General features: G+C 44.3%; 25 protein-coding genes and 1 other annotated feature. Of the genes, 11 read left to right on the plus strand and 14 right to left on the minus strand.

What is annotated here, in order from left to right; all coding sequences use genetic code 11:
* Positions 1 to 43: 43 nt before the first annotated feature.
* Positions 44 to 961 (minus strand): sulfite exporter TauE/SafE family protein, encoded by a 918-nt coding sequence (locus tag CW735_RS12685; RefSeq protein ID WP_071979311.1) that lies wholly within the window; start codon positions 959 to 961, stop codon positions 44 to 46.
* Positions 962 to 1,174: 213 nt separating this feature from the next.
* Between CW735_RS12685 and CW735_RS12690 the strand changes: the two genes are divergently transcribed.
* The 3 genes from CW735_RS12690 to CW735_RS12700 all read left to right on the plus strand — a co-directional run bounded on the left by CW735_RS12690 (position 1,175) and on the right by CW735_RS12700 (position 2,774).
* A complete protein-coding gene (locus CW735_RS12690) occupies positions 1,175 to 1,657 on the plus strand; it encodes a DUF2244 domain-containing protein (RefSeq protein WP_100972477.1) in 483 nt (160 codons plus the stop codon).
* A gap of 83 nt (positions 1,658 to 1,740) precedes the next feature.
* Entirely contained in the window at positions 1,741 to 1,986 is a 246-nt protein-coding gene (locus CW735_RS12695; RefSeq protein WP_071979313.1) for a DUF6482 family protein, read from the plus strand.
* 215 nt (positions 1,987 to 2,201) lie between these two features.
* On the plus strand, positions 2,202 to 2,774 hold the full coding sequence (locus CW735_RS12700; RefSeq protein WP_071979314.1) for a YSC84-related protein: 573 nt from the start codon (positions 2,202 to 2,204) through the stop codon (positions 2,772 to 2,774).
* Positions 2,775 to 2,878: 104 nt separating this feature from the next.
* Here the strand turns inward: CW735_RS12700 and CW735_RS12705 are convergent, their stop codons facing one another.
* Positions 2,879 to 3,127 carry a hypothetical protein gene (locus CW735_RS12705; protein WP_100972479.1) on the minus strand — a complete coding sequence of 83 codons (249 nt, stop codon included), beginning with the start codon at positions 3,125 to 3,127 and terminating at the stop codon, positions 2,879 to 2,881.
* Positions 3,128 to 3,404: 277 nt separating this feature from the next.
* Positions 3,405 to 3,520, plus strand: a sequence feature (His leader region).
* Between the two features lie 50 nt (positions 3,521 to 3,570).
* On the opposite strand from CW735_RS12705, the gene hisG reads away from it, so the two are divergent.
* Genes hisG through hisIE form a run of 8 tightly spaced genes read left to right on the plus strand, consistent with a single transcriptional unit; the run spans position 3,571 to position 10,710 of the window.
* Entirely contained in the window at positions 3,571 to 4,473 is a 903-nt protein-coding gene (gene hisG / locus CW735_RS12710) for an ATP phosphoribosyltransferase (RefSeq protein ID WP_100972481.1), read from the plus strand.
* Positions 4,474 to 4,485: 12 nt separating this feature from the next.
* Positions 4,486 to 5,790 carry a histidinol dehydrogenase gene (hisD, locus tag CW735_RS12715; RefSeq protein ID WP_100972483.1) on the plus strand — a complete coding sequence of 435 codons (1,305 nt, stop codon included), beginning with the start codon at positions 4,486 to 4,488 and terminating at the stop codon, positions 5,788 to 5,790.
* Entirely contained in the window at positions 5,790 to 6,869 is a 1,080-nt protein-coding gene (hisC, locus tag CW735_RS12720; RefSeq protein ID WP_100972485.1) for a histidinol-phosphate transaminase, read from the plus strand. Before hisD ends, hisC begins: the two co-directional genes overlap by 1 nt.
* Positions 6,866 to 7,936: a bifunctional histidinol-phosphatase/imidazoleglycerol-phosphate dehydratase HisB gene (gene hisB / locus CW735_RS12725; protein ID WP_071979319.1), complete on the plus strand. Its 1,071-nt coding sequence runs from the start codon at positions 6,866 to 6,868 to the stop codon at positions 7,934 to 7,936. The genes hisC and hisB overlap by 4 nt, the downstream gene beginning before the upstream one ends.
* Positions 7,936 to 8,565: an imidazole glycerol phosphate synthase subunit HisH gene (hisH, locus tag CW735_RS12730; protein WP_071979320.1), complete on the plus strand. Its 630-nt coding sequence runs from the start codon at positions 7,936 to 7,938 to the stop codon at positions 8,563 to 8,565. Before hisB ends, hisH begins: the two co-directional genes overlap by 1 nt.
* A complete protein-coding gene (gene hisA / locus CW735_RS12735) occupies positions 8,565 to 9,302 on the plus strand; it encodes a 1-(5-phosphoribosyl)-5-[(5-phosphoribosylamino)methylideneamino]imidazole-4-carboxamide isomerase (protein WP_071979321.1) in 738 nt (245 codons plus the stop codon). The genes hisH and hisA overlap by 1 nt, the downstream gene beginning before the upstream one ends.
* On the plus strand, positions 9,284 to 10,096 hold the full coding sequence (gene hisF / locus CW735_RS12740; RefSeq protein ID WP_100972487.1) for an imidazole glycerol phosphate synthase subunit HisF: 813 nt from the start codon (positions 9,284 to 9,286) through the stop codon (positions 10,094 to 10,096). The genes hisA and hisF overlap by 19 nt, the downstream gene beginning before the upstream one ends.
* The gene (hisIE, locus tag CW735_RS12745) at positions 10,093 to 10,710 is read left to right on the plus strand and encodes a bifunctional phosphoribosyl-AMP cyclohydrolase/phosphoribosyl-ATP diphosphatase HisIE (protein ID WP_100972489.1); all 618 of its coding nucleotides are present in this window, start codon (positions 10,093 to 10,095) and stop codon (positions 10,708 to 10,710) included. Before hisF ends, hisIE begins: the two co-directional genes overlap by 4 nt.
* A gap of 96 nt (positions 10,711 to 10,806) precedes the next feature.
* Here hisIE and CW735_RS12750 read toward each other — a convergent pair whose 3' ends face one another.
* The 12 genes from CW735_RS12750 to CW735_RS12800 all read right to left on the minus strand — a co-directional run bounded on the left by CW735_RS12750 (position 10,807) and on the right by CW735_RS12800 (position 22,739).
* Positions 10,807 to 11,202 carry an MAPEG family protein gene (locus CW735_RS12750; protein ID WP_071979324.1) on the minus strand — a complete coding sequence of 132 codons (396 nt, stop codon included), beginning with the start codon at positions 11,200 to 11,202 and terminating at the stop codon, positions 10,807 to 10,809.
* Between the two features lie 217 nt (positions 11,203 to 11,419).
* On the minus strand, positions 11,420 to 12,064 hold the full coding sequence (adk, locus tag CW735_RS12755) for an adenylate kinase (protein WP_071979325.1): 645 nt from the start codon (positions 12,062 to 12,064) through the stop codon (positions 11,420 to 11,422).
* A 284-nt stretch (positions 12,065 to 12,348) separates the two neighbouring features.
* Positions 12,349 to 14,271: a molecular chaperone HtpG gene (htpG, locus tag CW735_RS12760; protein WP_071979326.1), complete on the minus strand. Its 1,923-nt coding sequence runs from the start codon at positions 14,269 to 14,271 to the stop codon at positions 12,349 to 12,351.
* Between the two features lie 106 nt (positions 14,272 to 14,377).
* Entirely contained in the window at positions 14,378 to 14,977 is a 600-nt protein-coding gene (gene recR / locus CW735_RS12765) for a recombination mediator RecR (protein ID WP_071979327.1), read from the minus strand.
* 7 nt (positions 14,978 to 14,984) lie between these two features.
* The gene (locus tag CW735_RS12770) at positions 14,985 to 15,926 is read right to left on the minus strand and encodes a hypothetical protein (protein WP_100972491.1); all 942 of its coding nucleotides are present in this window, start codon (positions 15,924 to 15,926) and stop codon (positions 14,985 to 14,987) included.
* A 104-nt stretch (positions 15,927 to 16,030) separates the two neighbouring features.
* Positions 16,031 to 16,162: a hypothetical protein gene (locus CW735_RS20025; RefSeq protein WP_269748015.1), complete on the minus strand. Its 132-nt coding sequence runs from the start codon at positions 16,160 to 16,162 to the stop codon at positions 16,031 to 16,033.
* Between the two features lie 119 nt (positions 16,163 to 16,281).
* Positions 16,282 to 16,608, minus strand: a complete 327-nt coding sequence (locus CW735_RS12775) for a YbaB/EbfC family nucleoid-associated protein (RefSeq protein WP_071979328.1) — start codon at positions 16,606 to 16,608, stop codon at positions 16,282 to 16,284.
* Between the two features lie 38 nt (positions 16,609 to 16,646).
* Positions 16,647 to 19,616, minus strand: a complete 2,970-nt coding sequence (gene dnaX, locus CW735_RS12780) for a DNA polymerase III subunit gamma/tau (protein WP_100972493.1) — start codon at positions 19,614 to 19,616, stop codon at positions 16,647 to 16,649.
* A 60-nt stretch (positions 19,617 to 19,676) separates the two neighbouring features.
* Positions 19,677 to 20,213: an adenine phosphoribosyltransferase gene (gene apt / locus CW735_RS12785; RefSeq protein ID WP_071979330.1), complete on the minus strand. Its 537-nt coding sequence runs from the start codon at positions 20,211 to 20,213 to the stop codon at positions 19,677 to 19,679.
* 347 nt (positions 20,214 to 20,560) lie between these two features.
* Positions 20,561 to 21,322, minus strand: a complete 762-nt coding sequence (locus CW735_RS12790) for an HvfC family RiPP maturation protein (RefSeq protein ID WP_071979331.1) — start codon at positions 21,320 to 21,322, stop codon at positions 20,561 to 20,563.
* The gene (locus CW735_RS12795; RefSeq protein ID WP_100972495.1) at positions 21,319 to 22,170 is read right to left on the minus strand and encodes an HvfB family MNIO-type RiPP peptide maturase; all 852 of its coding nucleotides are present in this window, start codon (positions 22,168 to 22,170) and stop codon (positions 21,319 to 21,321) included. The genes CW735_RS12790 and CW735_RS12795 overlap by 4 nt, the downstream gene beginning before the upstream one ends.
* Before the next feature lie 77 nt (positions 22,171 to 22,247).
* A complete protein-coding gene (locus CW735_RS12800) occupies positions 22,248 to 22,739 on the minus strand; it encodes an HvfA family oxazolone/thioamide-modified RiPP metallophore (RefSeq protein WP_100972498.1) in 492 nt (163 codons plus the stop codon).
* Between the last annotated feature and the right edge of the window lie 193 nt (positions 22,740 to 22,932).

Genomic DNA, 22,932 nt, shown 5'->3' on the forward strand with positions numbered 1-22,932 from the left:
AGACTAACTCCCAAAAAAGCAAAGTGTAGAAAAGATAGAGATTTTAAAAAATGGGTAAGCTAGTAACGCCTAACAGAAGTACCCACACTCCAAAGAACAGTTTTAAGGCTTGGTTAGAAAAGGCCAATACAAGATACTTTGCAACAACTCCGCCGATGATTGCGCCCATGCCTGCAAATAAAACCACAGGCCATACTATGGCATGACTAATAAAGACATGAAAGGGAACGGCCGACCACACTGTTAACGCCGACAATATTACCGCGACGGCGATTGACAGGGTTACATTAAACCCTCGCATAATGAGATAAACAGCAACAAGTTCACCAACGCCAATGGATAGCCAAACGGTTACGCATCCTCCCAGAAAACCGATAACCGGCAGCAAAACAATATCTCGCCCCTCGATGTCTTCACTAAAAACAGCGCGCTTCATCAACGGGATTGATGCGATAATTGCAATCGCCAAAATAATTGAGAAGATACCAAATACGTAATGCAAGTTGTCGGGACCTCCTAGGATATAAGAAAGGAGCTTAGGCCCGTGTTCAGAATATTGAGAAAAAACAACGCCACAAATAGCGGGAGGTACAGAGAGTACTAGCGCACTTGGTAATGCCGCCCACTGTCTGTCGTTTCTATGTTCTTTTCTGAAAAAACGCGTCCAAGTAATAGCACCAGCAGTCATGCCGCAGCATTGGATGGCAAAACTGGTGGCTACAATACTTTCTGGCGAAAAAGACAGATAGGCAAAAAAAGGAACGAAAACAACTCCACCACCAGCACCTGTAGCGTTCGCAAAAATAGCGCCGACAACACCAACTGCGCTAAAAAAGCCATAGTTTAGCCATAACGTTAACGCGTTATCTTGAGAAAAGACAAGCGCTATCCACGCGAAAAAAACCAAAATTACAACGCTGTGTTGATGTGTAAAACGAGAGAGATGAAAAGACCTTGGCAAATGTATACTTCCTGCGGTGAAGAACTCGAATTCAGTGAGCAATAAATGGTCACAAAACAGCGGCAAAGATTAATCGCCACAAACTCACTGAACAAATTTTGTTCTAGTTTTAAATCTAAACTCTAAAACTCAGACGTATAAGACATCACGTTTATTTTTTATCAGAGTATGTAGCACTGCTACATGAAACCCTGTGACGTGTGAAGCCTCGCTATGATAGTAGTATCGACACAAAATGACGACACCATTATACATGTAACGCCCAACCGTTCGGCAACTTGGAAGCAAACCAAGTTTCTTATGATGGTGTTTGCACTTTTTGTAAGCTCAATAGCCACTTCTTGGGCGGTGGTTGGCGCCTGGGTCATTCTTCCATTCGCCGGTGCTGAAGTATTCGCATTAGCTCTTGTCATGTATTTAACGTCTCGCGCTACTTACCGATGGGAGGATATCACAATAGGAGGAAACACGATTGAGGTAACCACCTCTCAGGGCACCCGCACGGTTATGGCAAAAGCAACGTCTTACCTCTACTTTATTCAAGACCCCCATTTTGGGCGCTTACCACGGGTCATCATAAAAGATGATGATAAAGAATGCGAAGTAGGAAGCTTTTTAAACGAAACAGACAGAGACAAACTTTCTAAAGAGCTTGTAAACCTAGGATTACTGATGTGTAGAAACAAGTGGTGGTAACGACTCATTGATGAAGCATTATTAATGATCACTTTTCCGATTTTTCGACTAAACATTATGTAACGTTAAGGAGTAATTCTGCTATGAACTTGTACATCGAATCGTTAGAAGGCGGTAACTATCTGGTATCCACCGGCATTGGGGCATCACGTGCTTTGGTACGGGATAGAAGCGAACAACCAAAGACATTTCATTGCTTGAACGAAATTAAAGAGCATTTCGACACCCAAACCTTCGAACACGTATGGCTTAGACAGAATACACCTTACGAGGAAATGGTTGGACAAACTGATCATCCAGGCGCGTTAGAGTTAGAGATAGAATTATAGAGTAGCGAAATCATCTCAGCTAACAACTCGCTTTAGAACCAAATTTTCAAATCGGCCCGCTTTTTGCTGCCCGTGTATTGTTAAGAGGTAGATGGTACGAATAAGTGCTGCCTTATTTCTACCTCATTTGTAAATATTAGCACCTTGTTCATAAATACGCGTGAAAGCGCCACGTACACGACGCTGGTAGCAGCCTATCGGTTTGGAGAAAAGACATGTCCTATAACAAGTTATTAAAAAATCTGGTTTTAGCAAGTACGGTATTACTAGTGAGCGCCTGCGCCTCGATGGGTGATGGCACTGTAGCTGAAAAGAGACAGGCGATTCTCGATATGCAGCAGAATGCCCTTACTCGCCTTTACAGTGAAAAGCCAGACACCCGCTCTCAAATAAGAGATGCGGCAGGTTATGCGGTTTTTACCAATGCAAATGTTAACGTTATCTTTTTTGCAGCAGGTACCGGCTATGGCGTTGTAAACAACAACGTTACAGGGAATAAGACGTACATGAATATGGCAGAAGGCGGCGTAGGATTTGGCCTTGGTGCAAAAGACTATCGAGTTGTGATGGTGTTCCATTCACAAAAGGCGATGTCGTACTTTATTGAAAACGGCTGGACAGTTGGCGGTAATGCAGATGCAGCAGCAAAAGCAGGTAACAAAGGCGCATCAGCTGAGGGTGAGGGCTATTTAGGTAATGTAACTGTTTATACCATGACTGAAAGCGGCCTGGCTTTACAAGCAACTGTAAAAGGCACCAAGTTTTGGGTAGATAAAGAGCTTAATTAAATAGATTAACTAAATATAGTAACTAACAACAAGGCAGGAAGCGCTTTGTTAAAAAGCCATGGAAGGCTTGTTTGCGTTAGACTGAGCTAGTACAACTGAGCAAATCAAACATCTATGTCGATGTGCTTCAATCCTCCCTCACCATCTTTGTTACTTTTTTGTTTGCTCTCGTGACGATGTTTAGTGGCATACTCTAATGCCTCTGCACGGTTAACTTCATCAAACTGATCGCCATCATCTTCAGCAAGATGCTGTGACTTTTTTGATTTCTCAACTTTTTTGACGCGCTTGTCTTCCTCTATAACAATCTTCGTATTGCGCGGCAAAATAGGAAAAAGTAGGTCGTTACTCATAATAGTTGTAGCTCCCATTGCAAATATTCGGCTAGTTTTGGGCCATTACGCTAACTGTTGCAAGCTGACGCAATGGCGATAACTGGCTCGCAGAACATTAACTGTTTTTAACGGTAGACGCATTCAGAACTAAACGTTTTATTATATGTACATTAATTTAGACGCTATGTAACCAAAGAGTTCACTTTAGCCTTGCAAAACTTACTTCAAACCGCTAATGTTTCACCCGCTCGAAATCAGGACATCAAAATTTTTATATGATCAATTGCGCTGCGAAACATCACCATCACCACATAGCATAACCTTTCAGGTTCGTGCTGGAAGGTCTATGTCTCCTTCCAGTGGCGCAGATAAGAATTCTCGGCCCTCGGAAGGAAACTTCCGGGGGTTTTTCGTTTTAGGTGCAATCACAAGTAAACACACAACGTGTAAGGAACGTTTTAATGAGTAACAGCAAAAGACTTCGAATTGCCGTACAGAAATCAGGCCGCTTAAGCGATGATAGCATTGCACTACTTAAGGCTATCGGCATAAAACTGAATATTCGTGATCGTCTGCTGATTGCGCATTCTACTAACGAACCCATCGATTTACTGCGCGTGCGAGATGACGATATTCCAGGCTTAGTGATGGACGGCGTAGTTGACTTAGGTTTTATCGGTGAAAATGAACTTGAAGAAAAGTCGCTGGAACGCAAAGCCGCTGGCAAACCTTTTGAATATGAAACACTTCGTCGCCTAGACTACGGTGGCTGCCGCCTTTCAATCGCTGTGCCTAACGAGATGGAATACAGCGGTGTTGAATCACTTAATGGCAAAGAAGTTGCCACAACATACCCGTATTTATTAGAGCGCTATTTTGCAGAGAAAGGCATCAACGCAAAAGCTGTCATGCTTACAGGCTCAGTTGAAGTTGCCCCTCGCGCTGGTGTTGCCGATGCTATTTGCGACCTTGTATCAACGGGCGCAACGCTAGAAGCAAATGGCTTAGTGGAAAAAGAAGAAATATTTCGTTCAAAAGCAGTATTAATTAAACGCGTTGGCGGCGAAATGAGCGAAGAAAAGCAAGCATTGATCAATCGTATGATGCCTCGCGTAGACGGTGTGTTGCTAGCCAAAGAAAGCAAATATATTATGCTGCACGCGCCTAAGGCGTATCTAGAGCAAGTGAAAAGCTTGTTGCCAGGTGCTGAAAACCCAACTGTACTTCCTCTTGCTGGCAACGAAGAGCAAGTGGCTATTCATGTGGTATCTACAGAAACCTTGTTCTGGGAAACCATGGAAAAACTAAAAGCCCTTGGTTGTAGCTCTATTCTTGTAATGCCCATAGAAAAAATGATGGGCTAAAGGCAGACAATTATGATTACTTGGTCATCTCTTTCTAATAATGAGAAAAAACAGGCGCTAGCGCGCCCGGCTATGGCCAATAGCCAGCAGTTGAAACAAACCGTGGCCGAAATTATTGCCCGAGTTGAAGCAGAGGGCGATAAGGCTGTTCTTGATTACACTCGCAAGTTTGATTGCCCAGACTTAACGGAAGTTGTGCTTTCTCAAGAAAACATTGATGCTTTGGCGGCTCAGGTAACACCTGAGGTCGCAAACGCTATCGACACAGCGTTTAATAACATCAAAACGTTTCACGAAGCTCAAAAACCCAGTGATATCTCACTAACTACGACTCCAGGGGTGCATTGTGAATTGCGCTTTACCGCTTTAGACGCGGTTGGACTGTATATTCCAGGTGGCAGTGCTCCGCTACCCTCAACGGTACTCATGCTAGGAGTGCCAGCGTTAGTGGCGGGCTGTAAAAACAAACTGCTGTGTACACCACCAAACAAGCAGCAGTTAATAGCCCCTGAGATTGCGTATGCAGCCAGAAAATGTGGCATCGACAACGTATTTTTGTGTGGCGGAGCACAAGCGGTTGCAGCAATGGCACTGGGAACTGAGTCTATTCCTCAGGTTGATAAGATATTTGGTCCCGGTAATAGTTTTGTTACTGAAGCCAAGCAACAGGTTAGTCAACGTGCAGACGGCGCGGCTATTGATATGCCAGCAGGTCCTTCTGAAGTGCTAGTGCTTGCCGATGAGTTTGCCAACCCTGAATTTGTGGCTTCAGACTTATTATCGCAAGCTGAGCACGGCCCAGACTCACAGGCAATTTTGGTATCAAACAGCGAAACCCTCATTGAGGAAGCGAAAGCGGCAGTTGAACGTCAGTTAGCCACGCTATCTCGTGCAGATATTGCTCGACCTGCAATGGAAAACGCGCGCTATATTTTAGCAGATACCATTGAGCAAGCCATTGAGGCGAGCAATGCTTATGCGGCTGAGCACCTCATTGTTCAAATTGAGAATGCACGAGATTATTTGCCGAAGATCAAACACGCTGGGTCAATCTTTTTAGGCCCATGGTCTCCTGAGTCTGCCGGTGACTACGCATCGGGTACCAACCATGTATTGCCAACCTATGGATATGCAAAAAATTACTCAAGCCTTGGCCTATTAGATTTTATGCGTCGTTTTACTATTCAAGAGCTCAGTGCTGATGGCATGCGTAATTTGGGTCCAGCTATTATGGCATTAGCTGCCGCGGAGGGTTTAGACGCCCATGAACAGGCTGTTGCCTTACGTATGCAAGCACTTAAGCAAGGAGACGCCTAATGTCTGCGCTCATTGATAATTTGATAAATGAAAACTTGGTGCCGCTGAAGCCTTACGAATCGGCACGTCGTTTATTTTCCGGTGGTCAAGACTGGCTCAATGCTAATGAGTCGCCTTATGCCAATGAATACAACGTAGACAGCAGCAACTTTAACCGATATCCGTCGTGCCAGCCTGACGCAGTTGTCAACGGCTATGCGAGCTACGCTAGTATCGATAAGTCGCAACTTATTGTGACTCGCGGTGCCGATGAAGGTATTGAGTTGCTTATTCGTACCTTTTGTACTCCAGGTAAAGACAACGTTCTTATCTGTCCGCCAACCTACGGCATGTATGCTATAAGCGCAGAAACCTGTGATGTAGGCATTAAAAAAGTACCGCTTAACGACGACTTCAGTCTAAATGTCGACGCGGTATGTGCTGAAGACGACGTGAACGTTATTTTCATTTGCGCACCCAATAACCCAACGGGCACGTCAGTAGCCCGCAAGGATATAAAAGCCGTGCTCAATCACTTTGCCGACAAAGCGTTAGTGGTTGTTGATGAAGCGTATATTGAATTTGATGCGGATAGCACTTGGGCAAACGAGATAAACAATTATCCTAACTTGGTAGTACTACGAACCTTATCTAAGGCATTTGCGTTGGCGGGGCTTCGCTGTGGTTTCACCCTTGCTCAGGCACCTGTTATTCAGGCGCTATTAAAGGTGATTGCGCCCTATCCAATTCCTGAACCGGTAGCACAGATTGCAGCAAAAGCGCTGTCTCCTGAGTCGCTTACGTTACTAGAACTGCAAGTGGCTACCATTAATAGAGAAAAAGAAGCGTTAGCAGAGGCCCTTCAAGCCGTTGATGGCATTGAACTACTGGGCGACAGACGCGCTAATTTTATTCTGTTTCGCGATGAGAAAGCGCCCGCTTTAATGCAGTACTTAGTTAGCCAAGGTATGCTTATTCGCGACCAATCTAAACAGCTAAATTTACAAAATTGCTTACGCGTTAGCATAGGAACGGAAGAACAAAACCAGCGCTTAATGCAGTTAATTAACGACTTTAAAAATAATGAGGACGCGGCATGAGTCAGCAAGCCATACTATTTATAGACCGCGACGGTACGCTAGTTGAAGAGCCGCCCGTAGATAAGCAGTTAGACAGTTTAGAGAAACTCGTTTTCGAGCCCAACGTTATCCCTGTGTTGTTAAAGCTTAAAGCAGCTGGTTTTAAGCTCGTTATGGTGTCAAACCAAGATGGATTAGGCACAGAGAGCTTCCCTCAACAAGATTTTGAGATTGCCCACAACGCCATGATGGGGATATTCGAAAGCCAAGGTGTGACTTTCGATGATGTGCTTATTTGCCCCCACTTTGAGGAAGATAACTGCACCTGCCGTAAGCCAAAGCTTGGCTTGGTGAAAGACTACCTGCAGCAAGGCCGTGTTGACTTCACTCGCTCGTATGTCATTGGCGATAGAATTACCGACGTACAGCTTGGTGAAAACATGGGCATCAAAAGCTTACAGTACAATCGCGAAACGCTTAACTGGAATGACGTTCAAAAGTCAATTTTAGCTTCATCGCGTATTGCGGAAGTGGTACGTACTACGTCTGAAACCGACATCAGAGTGCGAGTAGATTTAGATTCTCAGGAAAAGTCTGCTATTCACACAGGCCTTGGTTTTTTTGACCATATGCTTGACCAAATCGCTGTTCACGGCGGGTTTGAGTTAAACGTGTCTGTTGATGGCGACCTTCATATTGACGATCACCACAGCGTTGAAGATACCGCGCTAGCTATTGGTGAAGCGCTTAAAAAAGCACTGGGTGATAAACGTGGTATTGGTCGCTTTGGGTTTGCATTACCTATGGATGAGTGTCGCGCCGAATGCATTATGGATATTTCTAACCGCCCTCACCTCAAGTTTGAAGCAGAGTTTAGCCGAGATCAGGTAGGTGAAATGGCTACAGAGATGGTGCCGCATTTCTTTTACTCTTTAGCACAAAGCATGGGATTATCGCTACACTTGTCTACCACAGAAGGCAATGCGCACCACCAGGTAGAAAGCTTATTTAAAGTATTTGGTCGCGCCCTTAGACAAGCTATTGCGCTTAAAGGCGATGCGTTGCCAAGTAGCAAGGGAGCGCTTTAATGTCAGTGGTAAACACAAACCAGCGGCAAAAAATTGTTATTGTAAACACGGGCTGCGCTAATATTTCGTCTGTGCGATTTGCCCTTGAACGTCTTGGTGTCGAAGTAGATGTATCTGACGATATCAATGTGATTAACGCCGCAGATAAAGTATTTCTGCCCGGTGTAGGAACTGCCAGCGCAGCGATGGCAAGCATAAAACAGAAAGGCTTGGTGAGCACTCTTCAATCGCTAACTCAACCCGTATTAGGCGTTTGCTTGGGCATGCAGCTTATGGTTGAAACCAGTGCTGAAGGTGGTTTCCAAGGCACAGAAGACATCGGCTGTTTATCCTTGATGCCTGGACATGTTGCTAGAATGGAGGCCAATGGTTTGCGCCTTCCTCACATGGGGTGGAATACGGTAACGCATAGCAACGAGAGCTTATTCAAAGGCATTCCGCAAGATACCTATTTCTATTTCGTGCACAGTTTTGCTGTACCTGAGTATGAGCATACGCTGGCGAGTTGTACGTATGGCAACGCTTTTTCTGCTGCCATCAATAAAAACAATTTTTATGGCGTGCAGTTTCACCCAGAGCGCTCCGGCGAGGCTGGCGCACAACTTCTTACCAACTTTGTGAACTTATAATGATAATTCCAGCAATTGATCTCATCGACGGACACGTAGTTCGTTTGTACCAAGGCGATTACGAGCAAAAAACCCAATATGAATTAGACCCCATCGACGTGGTACATGACTACGCTGACCAAGGCGCTACCTGGCTTCATATTGTGGATTTAACGGGTGCCAAAGATACTAGCAAGCGACAGTTGGCACTTATTAAAGCCATGGTTGATACAAAGCGCATGAACTTTCAAGCAGGTGGCGGCATTCGTTCTGAAGACGAGGTAGCACAACTTCTTGAAGCTGGTGTGAGTCGAGTGGTGATAGGCTCGCTTGCGGTAAAACAGCCAGAACTAGTAAAGTCTTGGGTAGAAAAATATGGCCCTGAACATATCGTGCTAGCACTAGATATTAATATCAGCGAAAGTGGTGAAAAACTTATTGCCACTCATGGCTGGCAAGAAAACTCGGGCGTCGCCTTAGAGGGCTTGCTAAACGACTTCGCTACTGTTGGCGCTAAACATGTTTTATGCACAGACATAAGCCGTGACGGCACCTTACAAGGCGCAAACAGAGAGTTGTATGAAGAAATGGCAGCGCAGTTTCCAAATGTTAAATGGCAGGCATCTGGCGGTATCGGCAGTCTAAATGACATTGAAGTGCTGAAGCCTACCAAGGTAGATGGCGTTATTTTAGGGCGCGCTCTACTTGAAGGTAAATTTACCGTGAAGGAGGCAATTGCATGCTGGCAAAACGCATAATCCCCTGCTTAGACGTTCGCGACGGCAAAGTTGTTAAAGGCGTTCAGTTTAGAAACCACGAAATTATTGGTGATATCGTTCCACTTGCAGAGCAATACGCTAAAGCCGGTGCCGACGAACTCGTTTTTTACGATATTACAGCAAGTTCTGATGCTCGCGTTGTTGATAAAAGCTGGGTAAGCCGTATTGCGCAAGTAATTGATATCCCATTTTGTGTGGCTGGTGGTATTAAAAGTATTGAAGATGCAGGCCGCATTCTTGAAATGGGCGCAGACAAAATATCTATCAACTCCCCCGCTTTAAACAACCCTGAGCTAATTAATGCACTGCACGACGTATACGGTCAACAATGCGTGGTAATTGGCATTGATAGCTTTTACAACCAAGATACCAATCAATACGAAGTGTATAAGTTTACCGGCGATGAAAGTCGTACTCAAAAAAGTCAGTGGCAGACGATTGACTGGATAAAGGAAGTGCAATCTCGCGGTGCCGGTGAAATAGTGCTTAACTGCATGAACCAAGATGGTGTGCGCAACGGTTACGATGTTAAGCAGTTAAAAGCCGTAAGAGAAGCCTGCAATGTGCCTTTAATAGCGTCAGGCGGAGCCGGTGAAATTTCACATTTTACTGATGTATTCCAACAAGCTGACGTTGACGGTGCGCTCGCGGCTTCGGTCTTTCACAAGAACATTATCAATATAGACGAGTTGAAAGCAGAGCTAACTGCCAACGGCGTCCCTATGCGCAAGCGTCATGGCTTAACAGCGCAGGCAGAAGGAATTAATCCATGATCATTACAAGTGAAAATACCAATACCTTGGCATGGGAGAAGATGGATAATCTTTTGCCAGCTATCGTGCAAGATGCATTATCTGGCAAGGTGTTAATGCAAGGCTATATGGACCAAGACGCCTTAACCAAAACCCTCGAAAGCGGCAAAGTAACCTTCTTCAGCCGCTCCAAAAAGCGTTTGTGGATGAAAGGTGAAACATCGGGTAATACGCTCGACTTAGTGAGTGTAGCCTGTGATTGCGATAGCGATTCGCTGCTGGTTCTCGCAAATCCTAACGGCCCTACCTGCCACACAGGGAAGGAAAGTTGCTGGTTTGAAGGCAATACCCCAGCGTTTACGTTTTTAGCCGACCTAGAGCGAGTATTAGCATCTCGTAAATCTGCTGACCCTAAAAGCAGCTACACTGCCAGCCTTTATAACAAAGGCATTAAGCGCATTGCGCAAAAAGTGGGTGAAGAAGGCGTTGAGACCGCGTTAGCCGCAACAGTGCACGACAAAGAAGAGCTTAAAAACGAAGCCGCTGACTTGTTATACCACCTAACTGTGCTGTTACAAGCGAGCGATATGTCGCTTAACGATGCGCTTAGCGTATTACAAGAGCGTCATAAATAGCTTTTAAGGCATGCAACGTCAAATGAATAACGTAAAAAAGCCCGCTTGCGGGCTTTTTTTAGCGCTTTTCTAAGGCTTTTCTGGGGCTTTTAAACGCTACATTCCGAAATGGATGAGCGCTAAATTACCAACGGCGGTCACCAGCATTGCTAGGAAGGTAAGGATCATACCTGTAAAACGCTGCCAGCTAACGCCTGAGTGTCTTCCCAGTCCGTAAGCATGCAATACCCTACCAAACAAAATAGCGCTTCCTAATGCATGTACAGCCCACCCTTGACCGGTATTCGCTTCAAAACAAGCGATCATGATGAGGGTAATAGGAACATATTCGCTAAAGTTACCATGAGCTCGGGATAAACGCCCTAAATCTTCATGGCCACCGTCGCCTAAACTTACGTTGTGTCGACGTCTAGCTCCGATAACAAGAAACGATAAATACAGATAACATATACCGAGTAAACTGGCGTAAAAGGCTGTGATTGGTAAAACCATCTCAACTCCACTCTTTATAATTATTTTTACGAATACTGACGCTAAGGTAGCATAGGAATTTTAGCAACGTATAGCTGTTTATTAAGCATTTCTTAGGGGTGAGAAACCCTACTCAACTCGAAATGCTATCAAGCACGTACTCTGAATACGCAGGCTGTTAAAAGACGCGTATGAAAAAGGCCGCGTTGTGCGGCCTTCCTCAATTTTTAATCACTAACTAGCTTAAGCGCTCTTCAAGTTCTGCACTTACCACATCTACCGGACGGTTGCCGTCTAGCTTGTGGTACTCACAATTACCTGCTTTCGCCTCTGCTGAGTAATAGTTAACCAACGGTTTTGTTTGTTCGTGGTAAATAGCAAGACGCTTACGAACTGTTTCTTCTTTGTCGTCTTCACGAACAATTAAATCTTCGCCAGTTGCGTCATCTTTACCTTCCACTTTAGGTGGATTGTATACAACGTGGTAAACCCTACCCGATGCTGGATGCACTCTGCGTCCACCCATTCGCTCAACAATAACATCGTCAGCAACGTCAAACTCGATGCAGTGGTCAACCTTTACACCTGCTTCTTTCATTGCATCTGCTTGCGGAATTGTGCGAGGAAAGCCATCTAGTAGAAAGCCGTCTTTGCAATCGTCCATTGCAATGCGCTCTTTCACCAAGCCGATAATAATATCGTCAGAAACCAGCTTACCTTCATCCATCACCTGCTTAGCTTTCAAACCAAGTTCGGTACCAGCTTTTATCGCTGCGCGAAGCATATCGCCTGTAGAGATTTGTGGAATACCGTATTTGCCCATTAGGAACTGAGCTTGTGTGCCCTTACCCGCGCCAGGAGCGCCGAGAAGAATGATTCGCATGAGTGCGTTCTCCGCTTATGATTTTTAAAATTTTTACTTCGGGCACTTTACACATTCAGCACAATAGTGACAAGTATAAGCAGTACCCTGAGGCTAATCTTACGACTAATGGCGAATATACGCTCAGCTTATAGTCAATTAATGACCAGAACATAAGCCGTGCGCAGCCACAAAGGCTGAGAAATATAGCACATTATTTTGCACGAGCTTTACCGAGGTAGTGACAAACACAAAAAAACGGGCGTAAAGCCCGTTTTTAACTGTAAACCTAAGTTTATATCGACTTATTTCGCCAGCTTCATCAGCAGCGCGTTCAAGTTCTGAACAAACGTAGACGGGTCTTTTAGACTACCTTGTTCAGATAGCGCGGCTTGGTCGAACAACACGCCTACCCACTCATTGAACAGTTCTTCGTCTTGCGTATCTGCTAACTTCTTCACTAAGCTATGCTCTGGGTTAAGCTCAAAGTGATACTTAACGTCTGGAACATTTTGACCAGCAGCTTGCATTAGCTTCATCATCTGCGTTGTCATGCCGTTATCGTCGGCAACAATACACGCCGGAGAGTCAGTTAAACGATGTGTAAACTTAACATCGACAACTTTGTCACCTAATGCCGCTTTTGCACGTTCTAACACGTCTTTAATTTCGTTCTCTGCTTCTTCTTGCGCTTTCTTAGACTCTTCATCTTCCAAGTCGCCTAAGTCAAGGTCGCCTTTCGCAATTGAAACAAACTGCTTTTCGTTGAACTCAGTTAGGTGAGACATTAACCACTCGTCAATGCGCTCGCCCATTAGCAATACCTCAATGCCTTTCTTGCGGAATATCTCAAGATGCGGGCTAGTTTTTGCTGCCTGAAGGCTGTCTGCAGTCACGTAGTAAATCTTGTCTTGACCTTCTTTCATACGCTCAATGTAATCGGCAAGCGATACTGTTTGCGCGTCTGAGTCGCCATGAGTCGATGAGAAGCGAAGTAAACCGGCAATTTTCTCGCGATTACTGAAATCTTCCGCAGGCCCCTCTTTAAGTGCGTTACCAAATTCATTCCAGAATGCTTGGTATTTCTCAGCATCGTTCTTCGCCATCTTTTCAAGCATCTGAAGTACGCGCTTAGTACAACCCTGACGCAACGCCTGAGTGACTTTGTTGTCTTGCAGGATCTCACGAGAAACGTTAAGCGGTAGGTCATTACTATCTAACAGACCTTTTACGAAGCGAAGATAGGTTGGCATGAACTGCTCGGCGTCATCCATAATGAATACGCGCTGCACATAAAGCTTCAAGCCGTGATTCTGCTCGCGATTCCACATATCAAACGGTGCTTTTGAAGGTATATATAGCAAACTGGTGTACTCAGTTTTACCTTCAACTTTGTTGTGTACCCAAGATAGTGGGTCGGCAAAGTCGTGTGAAATGTGCTTATAAAACTCTTTATATTCGTCTTCAGTAATCTCTGACTTTTCGCGAGTCCATAGGGCTGTCGCCTTGTTGACAACTTCCCACTCACCTGGCTGAGCTTCAATTTTTTCGCCGTCAGGACCTTCGCTTTCAGGTACTTCGTCTTTCCACATTTGAACAGGAATGCTGATATGGTCAGAGTACTTACTAACAATTGAACGCAAACGCCAAGTATCCGCGAACTCTTTCTCATCTTCACGTAAATGCAGAGTAATTTCTGTACCGCGAGATGGCTTATTAATTTCTGCAATAGTGAATTCACCTTCACCATCAGAAATCCACTCAACACCTGTTGAGGCATCTGCACCAGCAGCACGCGAGCGTACGGTTACTTTATCAGCTACGATGAACGCAGAGTAAAAACCAACACCGAACTGGCCGATTAATTGAGAATCTTTCGCGTTATCACCAGACAGCTTGCTAAAGAAGTCTTTTGTGCCCGACTTAGCGATTGTACCTAGATTAGCAATCACTTCATCTCGGGTCATACCAATACCGTTATCGGTAATGGTTATCGTATTTGCTTCGCTGTCTACGCTAAGCTTTACGTTTAAGTCGCCATCGTTTTCATAGAGACTATCATTTTCCAATGCGCGAAAACGCAGCTTATCAGCGGCGTCAGCGGCATTCGACACTAGCTCGCGTAAGAAGATCTCTTTGTTTGAATACAAAGAATGAATCATCAGATGTAGAAGCTGTTTTACTTCCGTCTGAAAACCGTGGGTTTCTTTATGGGCTGCTTCAGCCATAATCCAGTATCTCCTCGTTGAATGGATCACGTTACTGATAGACAGGTAAGGACGCGGGGCGTGTTTTTCAACTACAAGAGCAAAAATTTATTGTGAATTTATCTCACTAAAGTTTACGGCGCCCGGAAAAAGCATGGGTAAGCGTATTATTATCGATATATTCCAGCTCGCCGCCAACAGGTACTCCATGAGCGATACGAGACGCTTCTATATCATTAGCGCTGCAAAGTTGGGCAATATAATGTGCCGTGGCCTCCCCTTCTACGGTAGGGTTGGTAGCTAAAATCACTTCCGAAATTCCGCCCTTGGAAAAGCGCTCTTCTAACTCGTTGAGACCAATTTCTTCCGGACCTACGCCGTCAATGGGTGAGAGATGCCCCATTAAAACGAAGTACTGGCCTTTGAAGCTCAGTGTCTGCTCGATAGCTAACACATCTTGGGGGCTCTCTACCACGCATAGCAGGCCACTCGCTTCACGCTCAGGATGACGGCATATGTCACATAGTTCGTCTTCTGTGAACGTTCTACAGCGCTTACAATGATGAATGTGCTCCATAGCGTTATGCAAAACATCACTTAACTCTACTGCGCCTTTGCGATTTCGCTCCAACAAATGAAATGCCATTCGCTGCGCGCTTTTATTACCAACGCCAGGTAAGCACGTTAGGGCCTGAATTAACTCTGCAAGTAACGGACTAAACTTCATAATGAGACTACTTCGCTGTTGTTTTTCTATCTTTTTGTTGAGCGTATTTAATCACGTTACGCTTCACTTGGTCGAGTTTAACTTCGTAAACGTTTCCACCTACCAGCCCTTTAAATTCCTCGTCGGTGAATACCAAGGTATTGTCGTCGTAAAATGTTACGGCTTCTTTTTGCGTAACGATACCTAGGTCAATACGAGACACATCACCGCTAAAAAACTTATCGCCCTCAAAATTTTCAAACAGCCACAGACTTGTAGAGTCTAGTAACACCAATTTTTTCCTATTGGGACTAATGGCGGCTGAGGTTATCCAACACAGTTTTTCTAGCGTTGTACATGTTTTAAACTCACCAATGAATTCGGCGTTAAAATTAGCGGCATGGTCACCCACTTTATAAAGTTTGGTGATCCCATCAAATGGCTTCGTTCTGTTCTTGGTGAAAAGATAAAGATTACGTTTATATTCTACGAATGCTTCTAAATCGTAATTTTTATCTTCAGGCTTTATTTCCCCATCCCCCATTTGAGGGTAAGTAAACTTGATAATTTCAGCTTCTGTGGTGTCTGTTTTTATATCAATGGGATTTTCAATCTTGTAAATTGTTAACCAGCGTCTGTCATTATTGTTGTTCCCAAAATCCCCAAGGAAAAAATGGCCAAACTGATTTTGCGTCATGTCTTCCCAGTCGACATTTTTCGCATTGGATACCGTAACTTCACGGGCAATTGAACCATCTTTATTCAACATATAAAGAATAGGCCCATCGCCGCTGTCGTTAATAGCCCAAAGACGTTTCCTTTTATCAAATTCGATACCCGATATCTCCCTCAACTTCGGGTCTACAGTCACTGTTTTTATGCTGAATAAGGAATAGATACTAAAAACCGTTAATACGAAAGCAATAGCAATAAGAATGAGAGTGGAGGTGACCAAACCTTTTCTGATCAAGACGGGTTCCTTTTTATCTAGAGACAGCGTAAAAGCTGAGGAAGTCATATTTATAACGGCTTTTAAAGGGAGAATGCAAAATTGGCAATAATAAACTTGCAGGTTTAATTCACCACGTCAATAAGCGTTCTGTGAAGCCAATAGCTGCCATCGTCATTCATGTAAAGTGTGGGCGTCATTAGTTCGATAATTCCCAACGTTTTATCTTTTTCAATATCTATGAATGAGTTCCCCACTAAACAACTCATTAATACATATTAGCGAGTATCCGAGACATGCTATAAACACAAAAGCCTCGGAGTGTTCCAAGGCTTTTGAATGAACTATCGAATTATAGAAACGGAGTGTCTACAATTTAAAATGGTAACTTCATACCTGGTGGAAGTGACATGCCACCCGTAACTTCTGCCATTTTTTCCTTGCTTGTTTCTTGTACTCTGCGCACGGCATCGTTGAATGCAGCAGCAACAAGATCTTCAATCATGTCTTTGTCGTCGTCCATTAGCGACTCATCAATATCCACACGACGAACGTTATGGTTACATGTCATAGTAACTTTCACCATACCGGCACCGGCTTCACCGGTAACTTCCAGCTTAGCCAGATCATCTTGCACTTTTTGCATGCGATCTTGCATTTGCTGCGCCTGTTTCATCATGTTGCCCATACCACCTTTAAACATATCGTTTTCTCACTTTATCTTGGTATTAAGTTTATCTGCTATCGAGCTTTAACCGAATCGGTTACTACTGAGGCGTCGAACGTCGACAGCAGCGCTTGAATTTTTTCGTCGGTTTGTACAACCGAATGTGCATGCGCTTGACGCATGGCCTGAATATTTTGCTGCAATGAAAATGGCGTAATTTCTGGCTCGCCTAGCGAAATATCAATTGTTACGTTTTCGCCTAATCCATGGTGCAAGGCATCCAGTAACTGCTGTTTTGCGCTGTCATTAAGTAAATGCGACTGACTGTTGTCAATTTCAAGTGATACCTGGCTCCCGTTTCGAGAAAAAGAGGCGTGAAGAAATAACTGCTTCAATAGCCCCGCAATAGGCATTTGCTCTACTAAGTTGCTCCATTGATCAATCTGGCTAGCATGGACAAGTTTACTTCCATCCTCCAAATACGCACTTAAACCGTTATATTCAGAAGCAGTCAGTACTGGCCTACTGCTATTCTTTGTAACTTCCTGTGCTTCATTAGGCTCATTTTGCTGTGCGCCATTGATCTCGCTCTGCTGTACCTGGTTAATCTCGCTCTGCTGTGCTTTGTTACGTTCGCTCTGCTCTGGCTCGGCAAAGCCTCCAACTTCGCTGCTTGGCTCTTGAAAAGCCCCGCTGTCCGGCTCTAATGTTTCCCAAGGAGGCAAATCTTGCGATGCGATTTGCTTCTGTGCGCGAGAAGTTGAAGCAGGCTCTTCATTAGCAAATGGCATATCGTTGTCAAATTCAGCGTCAAGGAAGTCGTCATCTTGCTGCTGAGGAGCAGCTACGACATGACTATTTGGAAGCCCAGCTTCCTGTGTTAGCCCCTGCTCAAGATTTGACCGCTTTTGGGTGAAATGTTCTGAAATAGGCTGCTCTTGCAAGGCTTGGGCAGAATTGGACAGCGCTGAGATTGGCTCTGAGATAGGCTTTGCGGAACTTGCTGCAACAGAGTCGCTCTTTTCAAACCTCGAGCGCAGTGTATTTGACATACGCTGCTCGGCCATTGTGGCCTCACTGCCTGCTGCAGATTGCGCTTTTTCGTTCTCTTTATCTTGGGCTTTTCGCTGTTTAAGTTTCTGCCTAAGCGCAAGCATATCTGCTGTTGCACTTAACTGTTCTTCAGGGGATGGAGCCTTGTTCTCGCTCTGAGGTGCAAACTCACCTTCTACAGCTCCAGGATAGTGTTCGCTTCCATTCTGAAAGTCATTATCTGAAACTGGATAAAAATCGTCGCTTTCTGAGGGCGGAACGTCATCCATGTAAGCATCAAGAGGCGGTTCATCATTGCTATAAGATGCTAAAGGCAATGAAGAATCTGGCGTGCTTGTATCGTTCGTCTCCTGTGCATTTTGTAATTCAGACTCTTGCGTGGTTGAGTACTGTTGCAAAGGCTGGGTAGGTGAAGCAGGTTCTGACGTTTCGTGAAGCTGTTGCTTAGCCTCGGGCAGTGCTTCTGGCAGTTGCTCTGAATATACTTCAGCATGATTTTCGGCTTGGCCTTCTGTATGACTTTCGGCATGACCTTCTGCGTGATCTTCTGCATGACCTTGTGCATGGCCTTCTGCGTGATCTTCTGCATGGCCTTCTTCTAACGAAGACGCGTCATCATCAACATTTTGTTGTATTTGTGACGTTTGTTCTTCCCGAGCATTAGCGTGTAAATGGGTGTTAGTTGATTGCTCAAGCTCACGCTCTGAAGTATTGACGGTTTCAGACTGATGAATATTTGTTGAAGTTGCAAGAGCGTCGCTTTCTGGCGCTTGCTCTTGCTTACCTACGTTTCCCGGATCACCAGTCTCTCTTTGATGGTGTCCCTCAACCTCTCGGTGAGAACTTACAGGTAATTCATTTTCACTAGCGCCGCTTTCTATTAACTCTTCACCACCAGTAGGAGGAGGAGCGGGAGCAAATGACATCATTCTCATTAATGTCATTTCAAATGCGCTTCTACCGTCGGCTGCGAAAGGTAAATCCTTTCGTCCCTGAAGTGCAATTTGATAGAGCAACTGCACTTGCTCTGCAGGAATCGTTTTCGCTAATTGGAAAATTGCTTTTGCCGAGGTAGTTTCTAGCTTACACGCCTCTGGAACCCACTGAGTAAGAGCTACCTGGTGCAATATGCTGGCAAGTTCACTATGTACATTGTCATAGTCTGGCGCTTGCTCTGCAATGTCGTTAACCAGGTTCATGACGTCACTGGGTGACTTATTCACTACTGCATGAACAACCTTTAACAGCTGATTTTTATCCATCAGCCCAAGCATGTCTGTTACCACCGAGGCAATAACCTGATTACCACCTTGCGCAATTGCTTGGTCGGTTAAGCTTAATGCATCTCGCATACTGCCCTGTGCCGCGCGCGCCAGAAGCGATAAAGCTTGAGGTTCAAAGCTTAAACTCTCTTGTTCCAGAATATGGGAAAGCTGACCGACAATTTGCTCTCTAGACATTGCCTTAAGATTAAATTGAAGACAACGGGACAAAATAGTAATGGGTAATTTTTGCGGATCAGTAGTTGCCAGCAAGAATTTCACATGTGGCGGAGGCTCTTCGAGCGTTTTCAAAAGCGCATTAAAACTGTGCTTAGAAAGCATGTGTACTTCATCTATGAGGTACACTTTGTATCTGCCGCGCGTGGGCTTGTACTGAACGTTGTCTAAAAGCTCACGGGTGTCTTCTACTTTGGTTCTTGATGCCGCATCAATCTCGAGTAAGTCAACATAGTTACCGTGTTCTATCTCTTTGCAAGTATCACATTGACCACATGGGTTAGCCCCCTGTCCTTCCTCGCAATTCAGGCTTTTAGAGAAAATACGCGCTATGGTAGTTTTACCCACACCTCGAGTGCCCGTAAAGAGGTAAGCGTGATGCAAACGGTCATTATCTAGGGCATTTGAAATGGCTGAAACAACATGTTCCTGACCCACAAGTTCACCGAACTTACCGGGACGCCATTTTCTTGCTAATACCTGATAACTCATCGCTGTACTCTTTGCCTCATCACGCCTCATCACGCCTCATTGTGCTCTTCTGAATGACTGTTACTCGCCTTCAAATTCGCAAATTGAATAACTTTCAATGTTTAAGTCAGCCAGTTTCTCGCAACCACCTAAATCTGGCAGATTGATAACAAACCCTGCGTGATTTATTTCTCCGCCCAGAGAGCGAATAAGTTTTGCAGACGCAGCAATTGTGCCGCCAGTGGCTAAGAGATCGTCAACAAGAAGCACTTTATCACCAGGGACAATCGCATCTCGGTGGATCTCAAGAGTGTCTGTGCCGTACTCAAGCTCGTAGCTTTCACTCACCACTTCTCGAGGTAACTTGTTGGGTTTTCGAACAGGTATAAAACCAATTCCCATCTCAATTGCCAATGGCGCACCGAACAAAAAGCCCCGTGCTTCAGTGCCGGCGATTTTAGTAAACCCCATGCCCTGATATTTCTCAACTAGCAACGAAATGCAATTGCTGAACGCTTTGTGATCTTCCAAAACGCTAGTTACATCTCTAAATAAAATACCTGGCTTTGGATAGTCAGGAACGGTTTTCACTACTGATTTTATATATTCTGCAGTCACGATTATGCCTTGTATGTCTGCTTTATAACCAGAACGTGAACCAACCGGCGATGATATGCATCAACGGTAAAGCGAGTAAAGTTACTAAAGAACCTAAAAAATACCACTTGTTGTAGACTTCTTTGAAATCTTCATTGTTAGCCATTGCACTACCTAAACAATATTTGTGAACAAAAAAATGGTGGTAAATGTTAATCGAAAGCTCGCATGATTGACAGCGCTAATGTGGTTAAACGGTCACTTTAACAACAGTTGAATAGTAAAGTTTTAAATAATATAAAATTTTGACATTCAATTACCCTCACGGGGTTTATGGAGGGGCGTTTAACAAACGTATCTGTAAATACTTATACAGCTATTAGTATTCCTTTTTTAAGCATATCGATAACAGTTTGCTGCGCTCCCTGAATTAGAGCATGTTGTGGTATGTGAGGCACGTTCTCACTTACTTTTTGAGCTAATGAGTCAAGCCTAAGCCCTTGCTCTTCAAATTCTAGTGTGTGGACTAACAACGCAGTTACTGCATTGAGATGGGCGAAGTGAACATGGTGTTGAGCATCTCTATAGACAACATAATATTCTGGCTCTGGTGAGGGAGCCGTTGGCAAAAAGTCAGTGCCAATTAAGTGAACTGGAAACGAATAAGAGACTAGCGTTGCAAGTGGAGATACTCTTACCTTTTCTACGCTATCGTCCTGTTTATAAAAGTGCACCTCTTCGCTATTTTTTCGCGTTTGTACATCTAGTTCCAGCCATTCATAATGCGCTAACTCTGCCGAAAATTCGGGCAAGTCTAAGGCCAGGGCTGGATTAATGGACAAATACTCGACGAACTCTTTACTGATTTCATTGAAATAAGGAGAACGACATTCATGCTCACTAAAAAACTGCCTAACGACGAGCTGCCATCCTTCTATTCCATGAAGGTCGACAATTATTGATTTAAGAACTGGAAACGCACTGCTAACAAAACTATCAATGTTACTGAAAAATAGGGCTTGATAAACCCCCACTCTTCTCGCCTCTTCATCATTTTTTGGCGTGAAGGTTTTCGGATTTTTGATAGCGTGCACGAACTCGTACTGAGTTTGCTCAAAAGATTTTTTCACAAAGCAATACCAGAAGTTGTAGCATCTCTCACAGAGATGCTTTGCGCCTGAATATCTTTTATCTTGCGAACTTCATTTAACAGTGTCGCCATTGCTGGAATATTAAAGTCTCGTTCCAGTAAAGTAGGATAAACGCCATGTGTACTATAGGCAAAGCGCAGTAGATCCCAGACTGGTTCTATTACATCAGCACCGTGTGTATCAACTTTTAAATCAACTGCTTCATCAAAGTGCCCAGCAATGTGGCCATAAACAATTTTGTGAGATGGAAGACCTGCAATAAACTCTCTAGCGCAATAGCCGTGATTAATACTATTAACATACACATTATTCACATCGAGAAGCATTGAGCAGCCAGATTCTAAAAGTATGGCATTGGTGAATTCAAGCTCTGACATTTCTTGCCCAGGCGCTATGTAATAAGAAACATTCTCTAACACCAGAGGCCTTTCAAGAATATCCTGCACTTGTTTGATACGTGAGACTACATGGCAAACTGCTTCTTCAGTAAAAGGAATAGGCATAAGATCGTACATATGACCTTGACCTGAACAGTAACTCAAATGTTCGCTATAAAGGGCAATATTATGTGAATCTAAAAACTGTCTGATCGTTTTAATGAACTCAACGTCGAGTTTGTCACTACTTCCAATGGAGAGCGAAAGACCATGGCTACTAAATGCAGCCTGTGTTGAAGCTTGCTTGAACTGTTCTTGATAAAGGCCACCAAGCGGTATCCAATTTTCAGGGGCCACTTCCCAAAAATCCACCTCACTGGGCATTTCTGGTAATATTTCACTTAGCATTTCTCGCCTGAAACCTAGTCCAGCACCTGTAATTTTATTCACTATTATCTCCGGGGGTTAAGACAAAAATGGCCATCAATAGACGGCCATCTTGCGTAGACAAATAGTTATTAAGTTAGTTACATGCTTCCGCACTTACCCTCACCACACTTACCTTCTTTGGCAGCCTTATCGCCGCCACATTTACCTTCTTTAGCAGCTTTATTACCGCCGCATTTGCCTTCTTTTGCAGCCTTATGGCCGCCGCACTTGCCTTCTTTGGCTGCTTTATCGCCGCCGCATTTTCCTTCTTTGGCTGCTTTATCGCCGCCGCATTTGCCTTCTTTGGCTGCTTTATCGCCGCCGCATTTGCCTTCTTTGGCTGCTTTATCGCCGCCACATTTGCCTTCTTTGGCTGCTTTATCGCCGCCGCATTTACCTTCCTTTGCAGCCTTATCACCGCCGCACTTGCCTTCACCACACTTACCTTCGGCGGCAAATTGGCTGTATCCAGACTCTAAAGACTGAATTGCGAAAGGATTAGACTCCGCCATAGCTACACTTGATGTTAAAGAGCCGATAACTACCGCTCCTAAGGCTGTTGCTACTGATGACTTTTTAATTTGTTTCATTGTTATTTCCTCAAAGTTCCACATCGCGTTGTAGACACACTGCACACGTTCAAAGTATTAGACCTGAAAAAGTAAAATATTATTTCACTTACTATTAACTTTTAAGCATTCTACTGTCAGCTTACTCTCGCATGCTACTAAAATATATTAACAAGTGCTCTTCAGGACGCAGATAGATAGTTCAACTCAACTG

It is taken from the genome of Alteromonas sp. MB-3u-76, assembly GCF_002831605.1.
GTDB lineage: Bacteria > Pseudomonadota > Gammaproteobacteria > Enterobacterales > Alteromonadaceae > Alteromonas > Alteromonas hispanica.